This window comes from Bradyrhizobium sacchari (genome assembly GCF_002068095.1).
Taxonomy (GTDB): domain Bacteria; phylum Pseudomonadota; class Alphaproteobacteria; order Rhizobiales; family Xanthobacteraceae; genus Bradyrhizobium; species Bradyrhizobium sacchari.
This window is the reverse complement of sequence record NZ_LWIG01000007.1, coordinates 584,183-599,076: the sequence shown is the minus strand read 5'-3', so window position 1 is coordinate 599,076 and position 14,894 is coordinate 584,183. Positions and strand designations below refer to the sequence as shown.

The following is a 14,894-nucleotide window of genomic DNA, read 5'->3' as shown; positions in this document are numbered from 1 at the left end:
CGCCCTTTCGAGGGGCCGCCCCTCGCTATATGATCCGCATCCTTCCATAGCCAATCGGGGCCAGCATGAAATTTCCGGCGTTGTTTAGACCGTTGCAGGTCGGTCCGTACAAGCTTGCGCATCGCGTCGCGATGGCGCCGTTGACGCGCATGCGGGCCGAGCGCGAGAGCTTTTCGCCGCGCACGCTCAACGCCGAATATTATGGTCAGCGCGCAACGAAGGGCGGCCTGATCGTCGCCGAAGCCTCGCCGGTTCTGTCGCACGGCCGCGGCAACCCGGCGACGCCGGGCATCTATACCGACGCGCAGATCGCCGGCTGGCGCAAGGTGACGGATGCCGTGCACGCCAAGGGCGGCATCATCTTCCTCCAGCTCTGGCATGTCGGTCGCGTCTCGCATTCCTCCTTCCACGACGGGGAGTTGCCGGTTTCAGCCTCTGCGATCCCGATCAAGGCCGAGGGCATGAAGGCGATGACCGCCGACGGCAAGATTTCGGACTATGAGACTCCGCGCGCGCTCGAGACGGAGGAGGTCAAGGGCATCGTCGAGGCCTTCCGGCAGGGCGCGAAGAACGCGCTCGCCGCCGGCTTCGACGGCGTCGAGATCCACGGCGCCAACGGCTACCTGCTGGAGCAGTTCCTGCAGTCGCGCAGCAACCAGCGCACCGATCAATATGGCGGCTCGATCGAGAACCGCGCGCGGCTGCTGCTCGAGGTCACTCAGGCCGCGATCGACGTTTGGGGCGCGAGCCGCGTCGGCGTGCGGCTGTCACCACACGGTATCGCCAATGACTCCGGTGAGCCCGATCCGATGCCGCTCTACACCCACGTGGTGAAGGCGCTCGACAGACTGGATCTCGCCTATCTGCATTTCATCGAGCCGCGCTCCAGCGGCACCGGCCGCGCCGACGTCCACTGGGAGAACGTGCCTTCCGCCATGATGCTGTTCCGACCGCTTTACAGCGGCGTGCTGATGACCGCCGGCGGCTTCACCGGCGAGAGCGCGAACGCGGCGATCGCCGATGGCCATGCCGACATCATCGCCTTCGGCCGCATCTTCATCTCCAACCCGGATCTGCCGCGGCGTCTGGAGCACGACTATCCGATCACGCCGTATAACCGCGCGACGTTCTATGGCGGCGAGGAGAAGGGGTACACGGACTATCCGGAGCACGCGAGCTGACGCCGGCGTGACACTGCCGTAGCTCGGATGAGCGAAGCGATATCCTTTCTTTGCTTCAGCTCTGGCGTTCCCGGATGTCGCTTCGCTTATCCGGGCTACGCCACTATTGTGTCGCTCCGACCGCCACCACAAACTCCGTCATTGCGAGCGCAGCGAAGCAATCCAGACTGCCTCTGCGGAAAGATTCTGGATTGCTTCGCTGCGCTCGCAATGACGACGGAGGGACCTACCATGGCCAAAGCCGCAGCTGCCGCAGGAACCGCCACCGGCCAATGCCTGTGCGGCAAGGTCACCTTCGAGATCGACGTCCCGGCGCGCTGGGCCTGGCATGATCACTCTGCCAGTAGCCGTCGTGCCCACGGCGCGGCTTACGCCACCTATGTCGGAAGCTGGAAGAAGCGCTTTCGCATCACCTCCGGCAAGACTGCGCTGACCCGTTACGAGGACAAGGCGACGAAGACCGCGCGCAGCTTCTGCTCGCATTGCGGCACGCCGATCGCCTATGAGCGCCCGCGCGCCCCGCACATGGTCAACATCCCGCGCGCGCTGTTCAGGGAGCGCACCGGTCGTCAGCCGCTCTATCACATCGCCATCGAGGAGCTGCAGGAATGGGCCTATACCGGCGAGCCGCTGGTGCCGCTGAAGGGGTTTCCGGGCGTGGTCTGGCAGCGCTCGAAAAAGAAGACGCGCGCTAGCGGCGAGGATCCTTTTGAGCTGGGGCGGGAGATGTAGCGCGCTGCACTGCGGAGCCGGGGCCCACGTAGCGGCGAGCTCGCAGCGAATCTGGGTCCCGGCCCTGCGCCGCGTCACCGCGCGCCGCGTCGCGTCCGGAATACGAGACCGTCATACGCAACGCAGCCATGACCGCGCTTCCTTGCGCGCATCCTCCCACTTCGGCCATCATGCTTTCCGTCCTTGCGGCAACATCCGCTCCCTGGAGAAAACATGAAGAACAAGATCACCGGCCGCTCCGCCTTTCTTGCGCTGCTCAAGGACGAGGGCATCACGCATCTGTTCGGCAATCCCGGTACCACCGAGCTGCCGATCATGCATGCGCTGAAGGACCATCCCGATCTCACCTATGTGATGGCGATGCAGGAGAGCCTGGTGGTCGCGATCGCCGATGGCTACAGCCGCGCCTCGGGAAAGCTCGTCGCTTGCAACGTTCACGTCGCGCCCGGCCTCGGCAACGCCATGGGCTCGCTCTACAACGCGCAGTTCACGGGCACGCCGATGATCCTGACCGCGGGCCAGCAGGAGCAGGGCCACGGACTGATGGAGCCGGTGCTCTATGGCCCCTTGGTGCGCATGGCAGAGCCGCTGGTGAAATGGGCGGTCGAGGTGACGCGGCTGGAGGACCTGCCGCGCATCGTGCGCCGCGCCGCCAAGGTCGCGATGACGCCGCCGACCGGGCCGGTTTTCATCTCGCTGCCCGGCGATATCCTCAACAGCGAGGCCGGGATCGACCTCGGCCGCTCCACCCGCATCGATGCGCGCACAAAACCGTCGGATGAAGCGTTGCGGGCGTTTGCCGCGCGGCTGCTCAAGGCCGAGCACCCGGTGGTCGTCACCATGGACGAGGTGGTCAAGAGCGATGCCCTCAAGGAGGCCGCGGAATTGGCCGAGCTGCTCGGCGCGGCCGCCTACCAATCCTCGACACCCTATGGCGCGCACTTCCTCTCGGAGAGCCCGAGCTTCGTCGGCACGCTTGCGCGCGTGCAGAAGGCGGCGCGCGATACGCTCGCCCCTTACGATCTCCTGATCGCGCTGGGCGGCGATCCGCTGCGGATGTCGGTCTACAGCGAGGTCGACGCGCTGCCTGACGGCCTCGGCGTCGTGCAGATCGGGCTCGTCGATTGGGAGATCGCCAAGAACTACGGTGCGGAGATCGCGCTGAAGGCGGATCTGAAGGAAACGCTGCGCGCGTTGATTCCGGTGCTGAAGGAGATGGGCGGCACGACGCTTTCGAGCCGTGCGAAGCAGCGTCTCGCCGAGCTCGCGCCGAAGAACTGGAGCGCGCGGCGCGCCGCGCTGGTCGAGCAGATTGGAAAGAGCGCCAGCCGCAGCCCCATCGATCCCGATTTCCTGGTGCTGCAAATGGTCGAGGCCATGCCCGATCACGGGATCCTCGTCGATGAAGGACTCACCTCCAGCCGCCAGGTGACGGCGCTGCGTCCGCACCGCGACCGCTACGGCTATCACGGACTTGCCTCCGGCGGCATCGGCTGGGGTCTGCCGGCCTCGGTCGGCGTCAGCATTGCCAATCCGGATCGCCCGGTCGTGTGCTTCTCCGGCGACGGCAGCGCGATGTATTCGATCCAGTCGCTGTGGACAGCGGCGCATCACAAGCTGCCGCTCAACGTCGTCATCGCCAACAATGGCGGCTACCGCATCATCAAGCAGCGGCTGCTCGCCTTTCATGGCGACGACAATTACGTCGGCATGGACTTCGTCGATCCACCCGTGGATTTTGCCGGCATCGCCAGAGCGCTCGGCTGCGAGGCGATCAAGGTCAGCGATCCCGGCGAGCTGAAGGCGACGCTGGCGTCGGCGTTCGGCCGGCCCGGCACGAAGCTGATCGAGGTGATCGTGGACGGGAAGGTGTAGGCAGCTGTCTCCACCGTCATTGCGAGCGTAGCGAAGCAATCCAGGCTGTGTCCGCGGAGCGATTCTGGATTGCTTCGCTTCGCTCGCAATGACGAGGGGGAGACAGCTACCCTTTCTTCCCAACCCGGTACCCCGCCGCGGGATGCGGGGCATCGAGCCTCGCACGGCCCTGGCCGAACAGTTTCTCCCGCAGCGTGCCCTTGCCATACGCGCTCTTGTACCGGCCGCGCCGGGTCAGTTCCGGCACCAGCATGTCGGCGATGTCCTCGAAATCGCCGGGCGAGATCGCGAAGGCGACATTGAGGCCATCGACGTCGGTCTTCTCGAACCAGTCCTCGATCTTGTCCGCGACCATCTCGGGCGTTCCCACGACGACCGGACCGGCGCCGCCGATGCCGACATGCTCGATGACGTCGCGCACGGTCCAGACCCGATCAGGGTCGGCGCGGGTGACGTTGTCCATCGCGCTGCGGCCGGCATCGTTCTGGACGTGACGCACCTGCTGATTGAGGTCGTATCCTGAGAAGTCGACGCCGGTCCAGCCTGACATCAGCGCCAGCGCGCCTTCGGGGCTGATATGGCGGCGATAGTCGGCGTATTTCGCCGTCGCCTCGGCCTCGGTCCGCCCGAGGATGATCGTCATCATCGAGAACATCAGGATCTCCGCCGGGTTGCGGCCGAGCGCGGCGGCCTCCTGGCGGATCGCGGCAACGCGCGGCGCGATCACCTTGGCCGACGGCCCCGACATGAACACGCATTCGGCGTGACGCGCTGCGAATTGCCGGCCCCGCGGCGATGTGCCGGCCTGGTACAGCACCGGCGTACGCTGTGGCGACGGCTCGCTGAGGTGGATGGTGTTGTTGATACGGTAGTTCGCGCCCTCATGATTGACGCGATGGACTTTTGCGGGATCGGTGAAGATGCCGCGCGCCCGGTCGCGCAGCACGGCGTCGTCTTCCCAGCTGCCTTCCCAGAGCTTGTACACCACCTCCATATATTCATCGGCGATGTCGTAGCGGTCATCATGCCCGGTCTGCTTGTCCTTGCCGGCACCGCGCGCGGCGCTGTCGAGATAGCCGGTGACGACGTTCCACCCGATCCGCCCCTCGGTGAGATGGTCCAGCGTCGACATCCGCCGCGCGAACGGGTAGGGCGGCTCGAACGACAGATTGCTGGTGACGCCGAATCCGAGATTTTGCGTCACCGCCGCCATCGCCGACAGCAGCAGCAGCGGCTCGTTCGACGGGGTTTGTGCTGCGTTGCGCAAAGCTGCGTCAGGGCTGTTGCCATAGACATCGTAGACGCCGAGCACGTCGGCCAGGAACAAACCGTCGAAACGGCCGCGTTCCAGCGTCCTGGCCAGATCGATCCAGTAGGGCAGGCGGTTATATTCGGCAGTGCGGTCGCGCGGATGGGTCCACAGGCCCGGTGACTGGTGTGCGACGCAATTCATCGCAAAGGCGTTGAGCCTGATCTCTTTGGCCATGCTGGTCCCTCGGCGCCCTGTACTGAGCGCTCTTCGAATGATAGATGTGCGCCCCAACTTGGCGAAGTTCTTGCATATAATTGGCCCTTGGCAAGGGCCAAGAATAGAAAGGCTTAGGTATTGGCAAGACCAAGATCAGCAGCGCGGATGTCCTTGGCAAGCCAATCTCAAGAGAGCAAGAACGAAATCACAAGAACTACCCAAGAACGATCCAACTCCCCGCCACTTTCGACGGCCTATGTAGCCCGCTACGTTCGCCCGCGTCGAAACCTTGAAAACGAAAGCAATGACCAGAGCCGACGCCATCGCCCGCGCCCGTGACGATTTCACATCCGGTGCGTTCCTTGCCGAACTCGACCGCCGCGTCGCTTACAAGACCGAGAGTCAGAATCCGTCGCGCGGCGCCGAGCTGCGCGCCTATCTGGAACAGGAGATGCAGCCGGCCTTTGCTGCGCTCGACTTCACCAGCCGCATCGTCGAATCCCCGAGCGGCAAGGCCCCCTTCCTGTTCGCCGAGCACCACGAGAGCGCGACGCTGCCAACCGTGCTGGTCTACGGCCATGGCGACGTCGTCGACGGCATGGAAGGCGAGTGGCGCGAGGGCCGCGATCCCTGGCGCACGACGGTTTCGGGCACGCGGCTCTATGGCCGGGGCACCGCCGACAACAAGGGCCAGCACAGCATCAATATGGCGGCGCTCCGCGCGGTGCGCGAGGCCCGTGGCGGCAAGCTCGGCTTCAATGCCAAATTCATCGTCGAGATGGGCGAGGAGATCGGCTCGCCCGATCTCGGAAAGGTCTGCGACCTCAATCGCGACGCGCTGAAGGCCGATTTGTTCATGGCCTCCGACGGGCCGCGCCTCTCCGCCGACCGTCCGACGCTGTTCCTGGGCTGCCGCGGCGGCATCCGCATTCATCTCGACGTGAATTTGCGCGATAGTGGGCACCATTCCGGCAATTGGGGCGGCGTGCTCGCCAACCCCGCGACCATCCTGGTCAACGCGATCTCGACTTTGGTCGATGGTCATGGTCGCCTGCAACTCGAGGCGCTGAAGCCGCCGCGGCTCACCAACCAGATCCGCAGCTATCTCGCCGACGTCGAGGTGGTGCCCACCGCAGATGAGCCGGCGCTCGCGGAGAACTGGGGCGAGGAAGGGCTGTCGGCGGCGGAGCGGCTCTACGCCTGGAACACGCTGGAAGTGCTGGCGATGTCCTCGGGCAATATCGAGAAGCCGGCCAATGCCATTCCCGGGCACGCCAATGCCGTGCTGCAACTGCGTTTCGTGGTCGGCACGAAAATCGACGGCCTGATCGATGCTGTGCGTGCGCATCTGGTCGCAAAGGGCTTTCCGATGGTCGAGGTGCGTGCGGCCCAGAGCTTTGCCGCCTCGCGCACCGACTTCGACAGCCCCTGGATCAAGTGGGCGGCGGATTCGGTGCTCGAGACCACCGGCAAGGCGCCTGCGGTTCTGCCGAATTTCGGCGGCTCGCTGCCCAATGACGTCTTCTCCGAGATCCTGGGCCTGCCGACGATCTGGGTCCCCCACTCCTATCCCGGCTGCTCCCAGCATGCGCCCAATGAGCATATCCTGCTGCCATTGACCGAAGAGGCCTTGACGGTGATGGCCGGGCTGTTCTGGGATCTCGGGGAATTGCCGAAGCCACTCGCTAAGCCGTTAACCTGAGCGGCCATCCAGCCGAAAGTCACATTCTAATCCGGCCCGATTTGTGCTTGCATCCGGCCGCATCATCCTGAAAGGGGAAGAAAAAAGTGAAACATTTCCGTTACATCGGGCTCGCGCTCGCCGCGACCTTCGCCGTCAGCCAGGCCGGGGCCCAGGAGCTGACCGGCACGCTGAAGAACATCAAGGACACCGGCGCCATCACGCTGGGCTTCCGCGACTCCTCGATCCCGTTCTCCTATCTGGACGACAACCAGAAGCCGGTCGGTTTCGCGATGGACATCTGCTACAAGATCGTCGACGCCGTGAAGAAGGAGCTCAAGCTCGACAAACTCGAGGTCAAGCTCAATCCGGTGACCTCCGCGACGCGCATCCCGCTGATGGCCAACGGCACCATCGACCTCGAATGCGGCTCGACAACCAACAATGCCGAGCGCCAGAAGCAGGTCTCCTTCACCAACACCCACTTCCTGACCGCCAGCCGCTACGTGTTCAAGAAGTCGAGCGGCATCAAGTCGATCGACGACCTCAAGGGCAAGACGGTGGTCTCGACCGCCGGCACCACCAACATCAAGCAGCTCACCGAAGCCAACGTCGCCAAGGGCCTCGGCGCCAACATCATCCCGGCCAAGGACCATGCTGAAGCCTTCCTGATGGTCGAGACCGACCGCGCGGTCGCCTTCGTCATGGACGACATCCTGCTCGCCAGCCTCGTCGCCGGCTCGAAGTCGCCGGATGACTATGCCATCTCCAAGGACGCGTTCTCCAAGCCCGAGCCCTACGGCATCATGCTGCGCAAGGACGACGCGCCGTTCAAGAAGGTGGTCGATGCGGCAACCGCTGCGCTCTACACCTCCGGCGAGGGCGAGAAGATCTACGCCAAATGGTTCACGGCCAAGATCCCGCCGAAGGGTCTCAACCTGAACACGCCGATCTCGTCGGAACTGAAGAACGAATTCGCCAAGCCGACGGACTCGCCGAACCCGGACGATTATAAGTAAGATGCTGTCTCCCTCTCCCCGCAAGCGGGGAGAGGGAAGAAATTCCAGCCACTCTGGAGGGGGTGGCCGGACATTTGCATAGGCGCCCGGGACAATATGGGCGCGTTCGCGCGGGGGACACGTGAACTACCACTGGAACTGGGGAATTTTCTTCGAGCCGAACCCGATGGGGACCGGCACCTATCTCGACATGCTGCTGTCGGGACTGGTGCTGACCATCAAGACGGCGCTGCTCGCCTGGGTCATCGCGCTGATCTTCGGCTCGATCGTCGGCGTCATGCGCACGCTGCCGTCGCGGGGCGCATACTGGTTCGGTTTCTGCTGGGTCGAGTTCTTCCGCAACATGCCGCTGCTGGTGCAGCTCTTCCTGTGGTTCTTCGTGCTGCCGGAATTGCTGCCGAAGGCCGCCGGCCTCTGGCTGAAGCAATTGCCGAACGCGCCGTTCTGGACGGCCGCGATCGGCGTCGGCCTGTTCATGTCGGCGCGCGTTGCCGTGCAGTTGCAGGCCGGCATCTCCTCGCTGCCGCGCGGGCAGAAGATGGCCGCGACCGCGCTCGGGCTCACCACCGTGCAGGGCTACCGCTATGTGCTGCTGCCGATGGCGTTCCGCATCATCCTGCCGCCGCTGACCTCCGAGTTCCTCAACACCATCAAGAACACGGCGGTCGCCATCACCATCGGCCTGATCGAGCTGACCGGACAGGCGCGCTCGATGCAGGAATTCTCGTTCCAGGTGTTCGAGGCCTTCACGGCCGCGACCATCCTCTATCTCCTCGTCAACGCCGTCGTCGTGACCGCGATGCGCTTCCTCGAGCGCTACGTCGCGATCCCCGGCTACATCACGGGGAAATAGCGCCATGCTCGGAAGTTTCGATTTCGACGTCATCCGCCGGTCACTGCCCTATCTGTTCTATGAGGGCATGACCTTCACGCTGACGCTGACCGCGCTTGCCGCGCTCGGCGGCCTGATCTTCGGCACGGCGATCGCGCTGATGCGGCTGTCCGGCTACAAAACCCTTGGGCGCATTGCCGGCCTCTATGTGGACTTCATGCGCTCGCTGCCGCTGGTGCTGGTGATCTTCTGGTTCTACTTCCTGGTGCCCTATATCGGGCAGTGGCTGACCGGCGCCTCGCGCCCGATCAGCGTCGGCGCGTTCGCCTCCTCGCTCATCACCTTCATCATGTTCGAGGCAGCGTATTTCTCCGAGATCATGCGCGCCGGCATCCAGTCGATCTCGCGCGGCCAGCCGGCCGCGGCTTCCGCGCTCGGCCTGAGCTACGCCCAGACCATGCGCTACGTTGTGCTTCCGCAGGCGTTCCGCAATATGCTCCCCGTGCTGCTGACCCAGACCATCGTGCTGTTCCAGGACACCTCGCTGGTCTACGTGCTGTCGATCCCGGACTTCCTGGGCGCGGCCAGCAAGGTCGCCCAGCGCGACGGGCGTCTGGTCGAAATGTATCTGTTCGCCGCCGTCGTCTACTTCACCATTTCCTGCATCGCGTCCTTCGGCGTTCGCCGCCTGCAGTCGCGCATCGCCATCATTCGCTAGAGTGTGTCGGTCATGATCGAAATCAGCCACGTCAACAAATGGTACAGCCCGACCTTCCAGGTGCTGACCGACTGTACCACCAGCGTCACCAAGGGTGAGGTCGTCGTCGTCTGCGGCCCCTCGGGCTCGGGCAAGTCGACGCTGATCAAATGCGTCAACGCGCTGGAGCCGTTCCAGAGCGGCGACATCTCGGTCGACGGTACCAAGGTCAACGATCCCAAGACCAATCTGCCGAAGCTGCGCTCGCGCGTCGGCATGGTGTTCCAGCATTTCGAGCTGTTCCCGCACCTCAAGATCATCGACAATCTCTGTCTCGCCCAGGAGAAGGTGCTGGGCCGGGCCCACGACAAATCGGTCACCAAGGGCATGCAGCTGCTGGAGCGCGTCGGCTTGAAGGAGCAGGCGCAGAAGTTTCCGGCGCAGCTCTCTGGCGGCCAGCAGCAGCGCGTTGCGATTGCACGTGCGCTCGCGATGGATCCGATCGTCATGCTGTTCGACGAGCCGACCTCGGCGCTCGACCCTGAAATGGTCAGCGAGGTGCTGGACGTCATGGTCGACCTCGCCCGCGAGGGCATGACCATGATGGTCGTCACCCACGAGATGGGCTTCGCCCGCAAGGTCGCCAACCGCGTGATCTTCATGGACCGCGGCGAGATCGTCGAGGATGCTCCGAAGGATGATTTCTTCGGCAAGCCCCGCAGCGACCGTGCGCAGAAGTTCTTGTCGAAGATTTTGTCGCATTGACCACCGGCGTCATCCCGGGACGCGCGTAGCGCGAGCCCGGGATCCATCGGGCGGCGTGCGCAGGGCGAAATGGATTCCGGGCTCGTCGCTTCGCGCCGCCCCGGAATGACAGGTTGAGGGTTTCGTGGCCCCAACAAATCTCGTATACGAGCAGGCAAATCCCCTTCCCCTCCCAGGAGACCTGCCTTGGACTCGATCGCCTACGTCAACGGCTCATTCGTCCCGCTCTCGGAAGCCAAAATCTCGGTGCTCGATCGCGGCTTCCTGTTTGCCGACGGCATCTACGAGGTGTCCGCCGTGTTGGACGGCAAGTTGGTCGACAACGCCTCGCATCTGGCGCGGCTGGAGCGCTCGGTCGGTGAGATCAAGTTGAAGCTGCCCGAGACGGTCGAGCGCATCACGGAATTGCAGAAGGAGCTGATCGCGCGAAATAAGCTCGAGAGCGGCCTCGTCTACCTCCAGGTCACGCGCGGCGCCGACAAAGGCCGCGACTTCCCGTTTCCCAAGGAAGACGTCAAGTCGAGCCTGGTGATGTTCACCTCGGAAAAGGACATCATCAACGCTTCCGTCGCAAAGACCGGTATCAACGTGATCACGGTGCCCGACATCCGCTGGGAGCGCCGCGACATCAAGAGCGTCGCGCTGCTGGCCCAGGTGCTGGCGAAGCAGGCCGCCGCCGAAGCCGGCGCTGGCGAAGCCTGGATGCTGCAGGATGGCTACGTCACCGAAGGCGGCTCGTCCACGGCGTTCATCCTGACCAGGGACGACGTCATCGTCACCCGCCAGAACTCCAACGCCATCCTGCCGGGCTGCACCCGCAAGGCGGTGATCGCGCTTGCCGAAGAGCGCCAGCTCCGCGTCGAGGAGCGCGCCTTCACGGTCGCCGAGGCGCTTGCCGCCAAGGAAGCGTTCATCACCTCGGCCTCGTCGTTCGTGCAGCCGGTGATCGCAATCGACGGCAAGACCATCGGCGACGGCAAGCCCGGCCCGACGGCAACGCGCCTGCGCGAGATCTATGTGGAGTTCGCCAAGGCAACGGCGGTCTAAGCGGCATACTCCGCTGTCGTAGGTTGGGCAAAGGCGCACTTGCGCCGTGCCCACCACTTCTTTCACGTTCGCAGAAGCAAGGTGGGCACGCTTCGCTTTGCCCACCCAACGAGACCTGCGTCCGAAGCGGCACTGCGGCCTACGCCACCGACGCCTTCACCTTCACCGGATGCACCGCGCGGAACGCGATCGCGATCCTGTTCCAGGCATTGATGGCGCCGATCAGCATGGTCAGGTTCACCGTGTCCGCGTCGGAGAATTGCGCGCGAACCTGTCCGTAGACGTCGTCAGGCGCGTGGGTCTCCGAGATCAGCGTCACGGCCTCCGTCCAGGCCAGCGCGGCGCGCTCGCGGTCGGAATAGAGCGGGGATTCGCGCCACGCATTCAGCAGGTAGATGCGCTGCTCAGTCTCGCCGCGCTTGCGGGCGTCCTCGGTATGCATGTTGATGCAGAAGGCGCAGCCGTTGATTTGCGATGCCCGGATCTTGACCAGCTCGATCAACGATTTCTCCAGGCCCGTCGACTGGATCTGCTCTTCCAGCGCCATCAGCGCCTTCATCGTGTCGGGGGCGGCCTGATAGAAGTTCATGCGGGGTTTCATGGTCGTTCTCCTTTGCTGGGTTGATCTCAGTGGGCTCCGCCGGCGGAGGTCTGGCCGGGCTTCTTCAGAAAGAATACGGCGATGAGGGCGACGATCAGCGCCGTGCCGAGCAGATAAAAGGTGTCGCTGAAGGCGAAGATGTAAGCCTGCTTCTGCACGACATGGCCGATCGCAACATAGGCGCGATGCGACGCGTCCGCACGGTCGAGGATGCCGTGATTGACGAAATATTGCGTGAGTTGTTCCAGCCGCGTCCGCGTCGCCTGCTCGAACACGGAGACCGACTGCATCAGCACGTTGGAGTGATATTGCTCGCGCTTGGTCAGCACCGTCTGCAGCAGCGCGATGCCGACGGCGCCGCCGAGATTGCGCATCATGTTGAATAGGCCGGAAGCCGAGCCCGCATTCTCCGCTTCGATGCCTGCGGTCGCCACCGCCGACAACGGCGCCATCACCAGCGCCTGGCCGATGGCGCGGACGACATTGGGCCACAACAACTGGTCGGCGGCGTAGTCGTTGGTCATATAGATGTTCATGAAGTTCGAGGCCGAGAACAGCACGAAGCCGATGCCGATGATGATGCGCGCGTCGAACTTCTGCATCAGGCGCGGCACCAGCGGGATCAGCACCAGCTGCGGCAGTCCGGTCCAGGCCAGCACCAGGCCGATCTGTTCGGCATTGTAGCCCTGGATGCGCGCCAGATATTGCGGCATGATGAACACCGAGCCGTACAGCGCCACGCCGAGCAGGAAGTTGGCGAGCATGCCGAAGCCGAAATTGCGGCGGGCGAGCAGGCGCAAATTGAGCAGCGGCTTCTTCACCGTGAGCTCGATGACCAGGAAGGCGGTCAGTGCAACAGCCGCGATCACCGACAGCTTGACGATGAAGGGCGAGCCGAACCAGTCGTCCTTGTTGCCTTCCTCCAGCACGGTCTGGAGCGCGGAGAGGCCAATCGCCATGGTGATGATGCCGGCCCAGTCGCCCTCGCCGAGCAGCGCGAGCTTCATGGGCTTTGCCTCGAGCGCGTACCAGAGCATGCCGACCATGATCGCGCCGGGCACGAGGTTGACGTAGAAGATGTACTGCCAGCCGAAATTCTCGGTGAGATAGCCGCCGATGGTCGGGCCGATCGCCGGTGCAAACGTCGCCGACAGCGCGAACAGCGCAAGCCCGACCGGCTGCTTGGCACGCGGCAGCAGCGTGATGATCAGCGTGAAGGCCATCGGGATCAGTACGCCGCCGGTAAAGCCCTGCACCGCGCGCAGCACGATCATCTGCGGCAGGTCCTGCGCCAGCGCGCAGGCTGCGGACAGAGCCAGAAACAGGATCGCGTTGGTGAGCAGATAGATGCGGATCGAGAACACCTGCGCCAGCCAACCCGACAGCGGGATCACCACGATCTCGGCGATCAGATAGGAGGTCGAGATCCAGCCGCCGTCGTCGATGCCGGCGCCGATCGCGCCCTGGATGTCGGCGAGCGAGGCGTTGACGATCTGGATGTTCAGTACGGCCATGAAAGCGCCGAGCGTCGCCCCGATCACCGCGATCCAGGTTTTTGTGGAGACCGCCGGCGTCGCGGCCGCAGCAGGCGCGGGGAGATTGGCGGAGGTGGCGTTGAGGGCCGGTTGGAGCGTGCTCATGGAAGCCTCGTCTCGGGTACAGAGACAGGATGCGTTAGGCGGTCGGTTTCGATAATCGGCGAAGTTCTGGAAGGATCGTCCGGAACGAATTGACAATCCTGCCGGATCCTTCCCGCCTTCAACCGCCGTTCGGGCGCGTCGTGTTGTCGGCGAGGCGCTTGGCCGTCTCGCGTTCGGCCAGCACCGTTGCCTTGGTGTCGACGGTCGGCACCGCCGACATGCCGGGGCGCAGCAGGCCGCTCAAGCTGTAGTCGTCGAGCACGATCTTCACCGGCACGCGCTGCACGATCTTGGTGAAATTGCCGGTAGCGTTGTCAGGCGGCAGCAGCGCGAATTCGAGCCCGCTGGCCGGTGACAGGCTGTCGACATGGCCGCGCAGCGTCTGGTTGCGAAAACTGTCGACGTGGAGCTCGACCGGCTGGCCGGGGCGGACATGCGTCAGCTGCGTCTCCTTGAAGTTGGCGACGACATAGACCGCATCGAGCGGCACCACCGCCATCAACTGCGTGCCGGCCTGCACATACTGGCCGACGCGCAAGCTGCGGGCGCCGACCGTGCCGTCCACCGGCGCGGTGATTTCGGTGTAGGACAGGTTCAACGCCGCCTGCTGAGCGACCGCGCGGGCGCGTTCGAGCTGGGCGGTGGCCTGGGCGCGCTGGGTGGTGAGCACGTCGACCTTGCGCTGCGCGGCCACGAGGCCCGATTTCGCGTGCTGCAATTGCGCATTGCTGGCGCGCAGCGCCGCATCGGTCTGCTGTGCGCGCTGGATCGTGCCGGAGCCCGACTTCATGAGCTCGTCGTAGCGGGCGCGCTCCTCCTGCGCGAACTTCAGATTGGCATCAGCAGCCGCGACGTCGGCCGTGCTCTGTTCGATGACCGGTTGCTGCAGCTCGAGCTGGGCGTCGATATTGCGCACCGATGCTTCGCCGGCGGCCACATCAGCGCGGGCCTGTTCCAGCGCCGCCTTGAAGTCGCGGTCGTCGATCTTTGCGAGGGGTTTGCCAGCCTTGACCTTCTCGTTGTCGCCGACCAGCACCCTGGCGATGTAGCCGGAGACTTTTGGCGCGATGATCGTGGAGTCCGCCTTCACATAGGCGTCGTCGGTGGTTTCGAGGTAGCGGCCGTGGGTCCAGTAATCCTGGCCGTAGTAGGCCATGGTTGCCGTGCCTGCGAGGAGGGCGAGCACCAGGGCGGCGCGCCGGACCGTGTTCCGGGCCGGGATAGCCGGCGGCGCCTTGGAAAAATCGCGTGTGATTTCAGTCGCTTGCTCGAAGGTCTCGGTACGGGGCATCTCGGACATTGCGATCTCCTGTCGGCTCGCTGAGACTATCGGTCTTGCCGGCCCGGGTGATAATT

Annotated in this window: 13 protein-coding genes; 9 read left to right on the top strand and 4 right to left on the bottom strand. The window is 64.3% G+C overall.

What is annotated here, in order from left to right; translation table 11 throughout:
- Positions 1-65: 65 nt before the first annotated feature.
- The 3 genes from A5906_RS09275 (at position 66) to A5906_RS09265 (ending at position 3,788) form a co-directional block, all read left to right on the top strand.
- Positions 66-1,181, top strand: a complete 1,116-nt coding sequence (locus tag A5906_RS09275) for an alkene reductase (protein ID WP_080134889.1) — start codon at positions 66-68, stop codon at positions 1,179-1,181.
- 231 nt (positions 1,182-1,412) lie between these two features.
- Positions 1,413-1,913, top strand: coding sequence for a GFA family protein (locus A5906_RS09270; protein ID WP_080134888.1), 501 nt, complete (start codon positions 1,413-1,415; stop codon positions 1,911-1,913).
- Between the two features lie 213 nt (positions 1,914-2,126).
- Positions 2,127-3,788 carry a thiamine pyrophosphate-binding protein gene (locus A5906_RS09265; RefSeq protein ID WP_080134887.1) on the top strand — a complete coding sequence of 554 codons (1,662 nt, stop codon included), beginning with the start codon at positions 2,127-2,129 and terminating at the stop codon, positions 3,786-3,788.
- A gap of 106 nt (positions 3,789-3,894) precedes the next feature.
- Here the strand turns inward: A5906_RS09265 and A5906_RS09260 are convergent, their stop codons facing one another.
- On the bottom strand, positions 3,895-5,274 hold the full coding sequence (locus tag A5906_RS09260) for an LLM class flavin-dependent oxidoreductase (RefSeq protein WP_080134886.1): 1,380 nt from the start codon (positions 5,272-5,274) through the stop codon (positions 3,895-3,897).
- A gap of 286 nt (positions 5,275-5,560) precedes the next feature.
- Between A5906_RS09260 and A5906_RS09255 the strand changes: the two genes are divergently transcribed.
- The 6 genes from A5906_RS09255 to A5906_RS09230 all read left to right on the top strand — a co-directional run bounded on the left by A5906_RS09255 (position 5,561) and on the right by A5906_RS09230 (position 11,297).
- Positions 5,561-6,958 (top strand): M20 family metallopeptidase, encoded by a 1,398-nt coding sequence (locus tag A5906_RS09255; protein ID WP_080134885.1) that lies wholly within the window; start codon positions 5,561-5,563, stop codon positions 6,956-6,958.
- Between the two features lie 86 nt (positions 6,959-7,044).
- Complete coding sequence (locus A5906_RS09250; RefSeq protein WP_080134884.1) at positions 7,045-7,956, top strand: amino acid ABC transporter substrate-binding protein; 912 nt, start codon at positions 7,045-7,047, stop codon at positions 7,954-7,956.
- 121 nt (positions 7,957-8,077) lie between these two features.
- A complete protein-coding gene (locus tag A5906_RS09245) occupies positions 8,078-8,809 on the top strand; it encodes an amino acid ABC transporter permease (protein ID WP_080134883.1) in 732 nt (243 codons plus the stop codon).
- Positions 8,810-8,813: 4 nt separating this feature from the next.
- The gene (locus tag A5906_RS09240; protein ID WP_080134882.1) at positions 8,814-9,506 is read left to right on the top strand and encodes an amino acid ABC transporter permease; all 693 of its coding nucleotides are present in this window, start codon (positions 8,814-8,816) and stop codon (positions 9,504-9,506) included.
- A gap of 12 nt (positions 9,507-9,518) precedes the next feature.
- Positions 9,519-10,250 carry an amino acid ABC transporter ATP-binding protein gene (locus A5906_RS09235; RefSeq protein WP_080134881.1) on the top strand — a complete coding sequence of 244 codons (732 nt, stop codon included), beginning with the start codon at positions 9,519-9,521 and terminating at the stop codon, positions 10,248-10,250.
- Between the two features lie 186 nt (positions 10,251-10,436).
- Positions 10,437-11,297, top strand: a complete 861-nt coding sequence (locus tag A5906_RS09230) for a D-amino-acid transaminase (RefSeq protein ID WP_080134880.1) — start codon at positions 10,437-10,439, stop codon at positions 11,295-11,297.
- 139 nt (positions 11,298-11,436) lie between these two features.
- Here A5906_RS09230 and A5906_RS09225 read toward each other — a convergent pair whose 3' ends face one another.
- From A5906_RS09225 to A5906_RS09215, 3 genes are all read right to left on the bottom strand, one after another.
- Complete coding sequence (locus A5906_RS09225; RefSeq protein WP_080134879.1) at positions 11,437-11,898, bottom strand: carboxymuconolactone decarboxylase family protein; 462 nt, start codon at positions 11,896-11,898, stop codon at positions 11,437-11,439.
- A 26-nt stretch (positions 11,899-11,924) separates the two neighbouring features.
- Entirely contained in the window at positions 11,925-13,538 is a 1,614-nt protein-coding gene (locus A5906_RS09220) for an MDR family MFS transporter (RefSeq protein ID WP_080134878.1), read from the bottom strand.
- A gap of 118 nt (positions 13,539-13,656) precedes the next feature.
- The gene (locus A5906_RS09215) at positions 13,657-14,838 is read right to left on the bottom strand and encodes an HlyD family secretion protein (protein ID WP_080134877.1); all 1,182 of its coding nucleotides are present in this window, start codon (positions 14,836-14,838) and stop codon (positions 13,657-13,659) included.
- Positions 14,839-14,894: the final 56 nt, after the last annotated feature.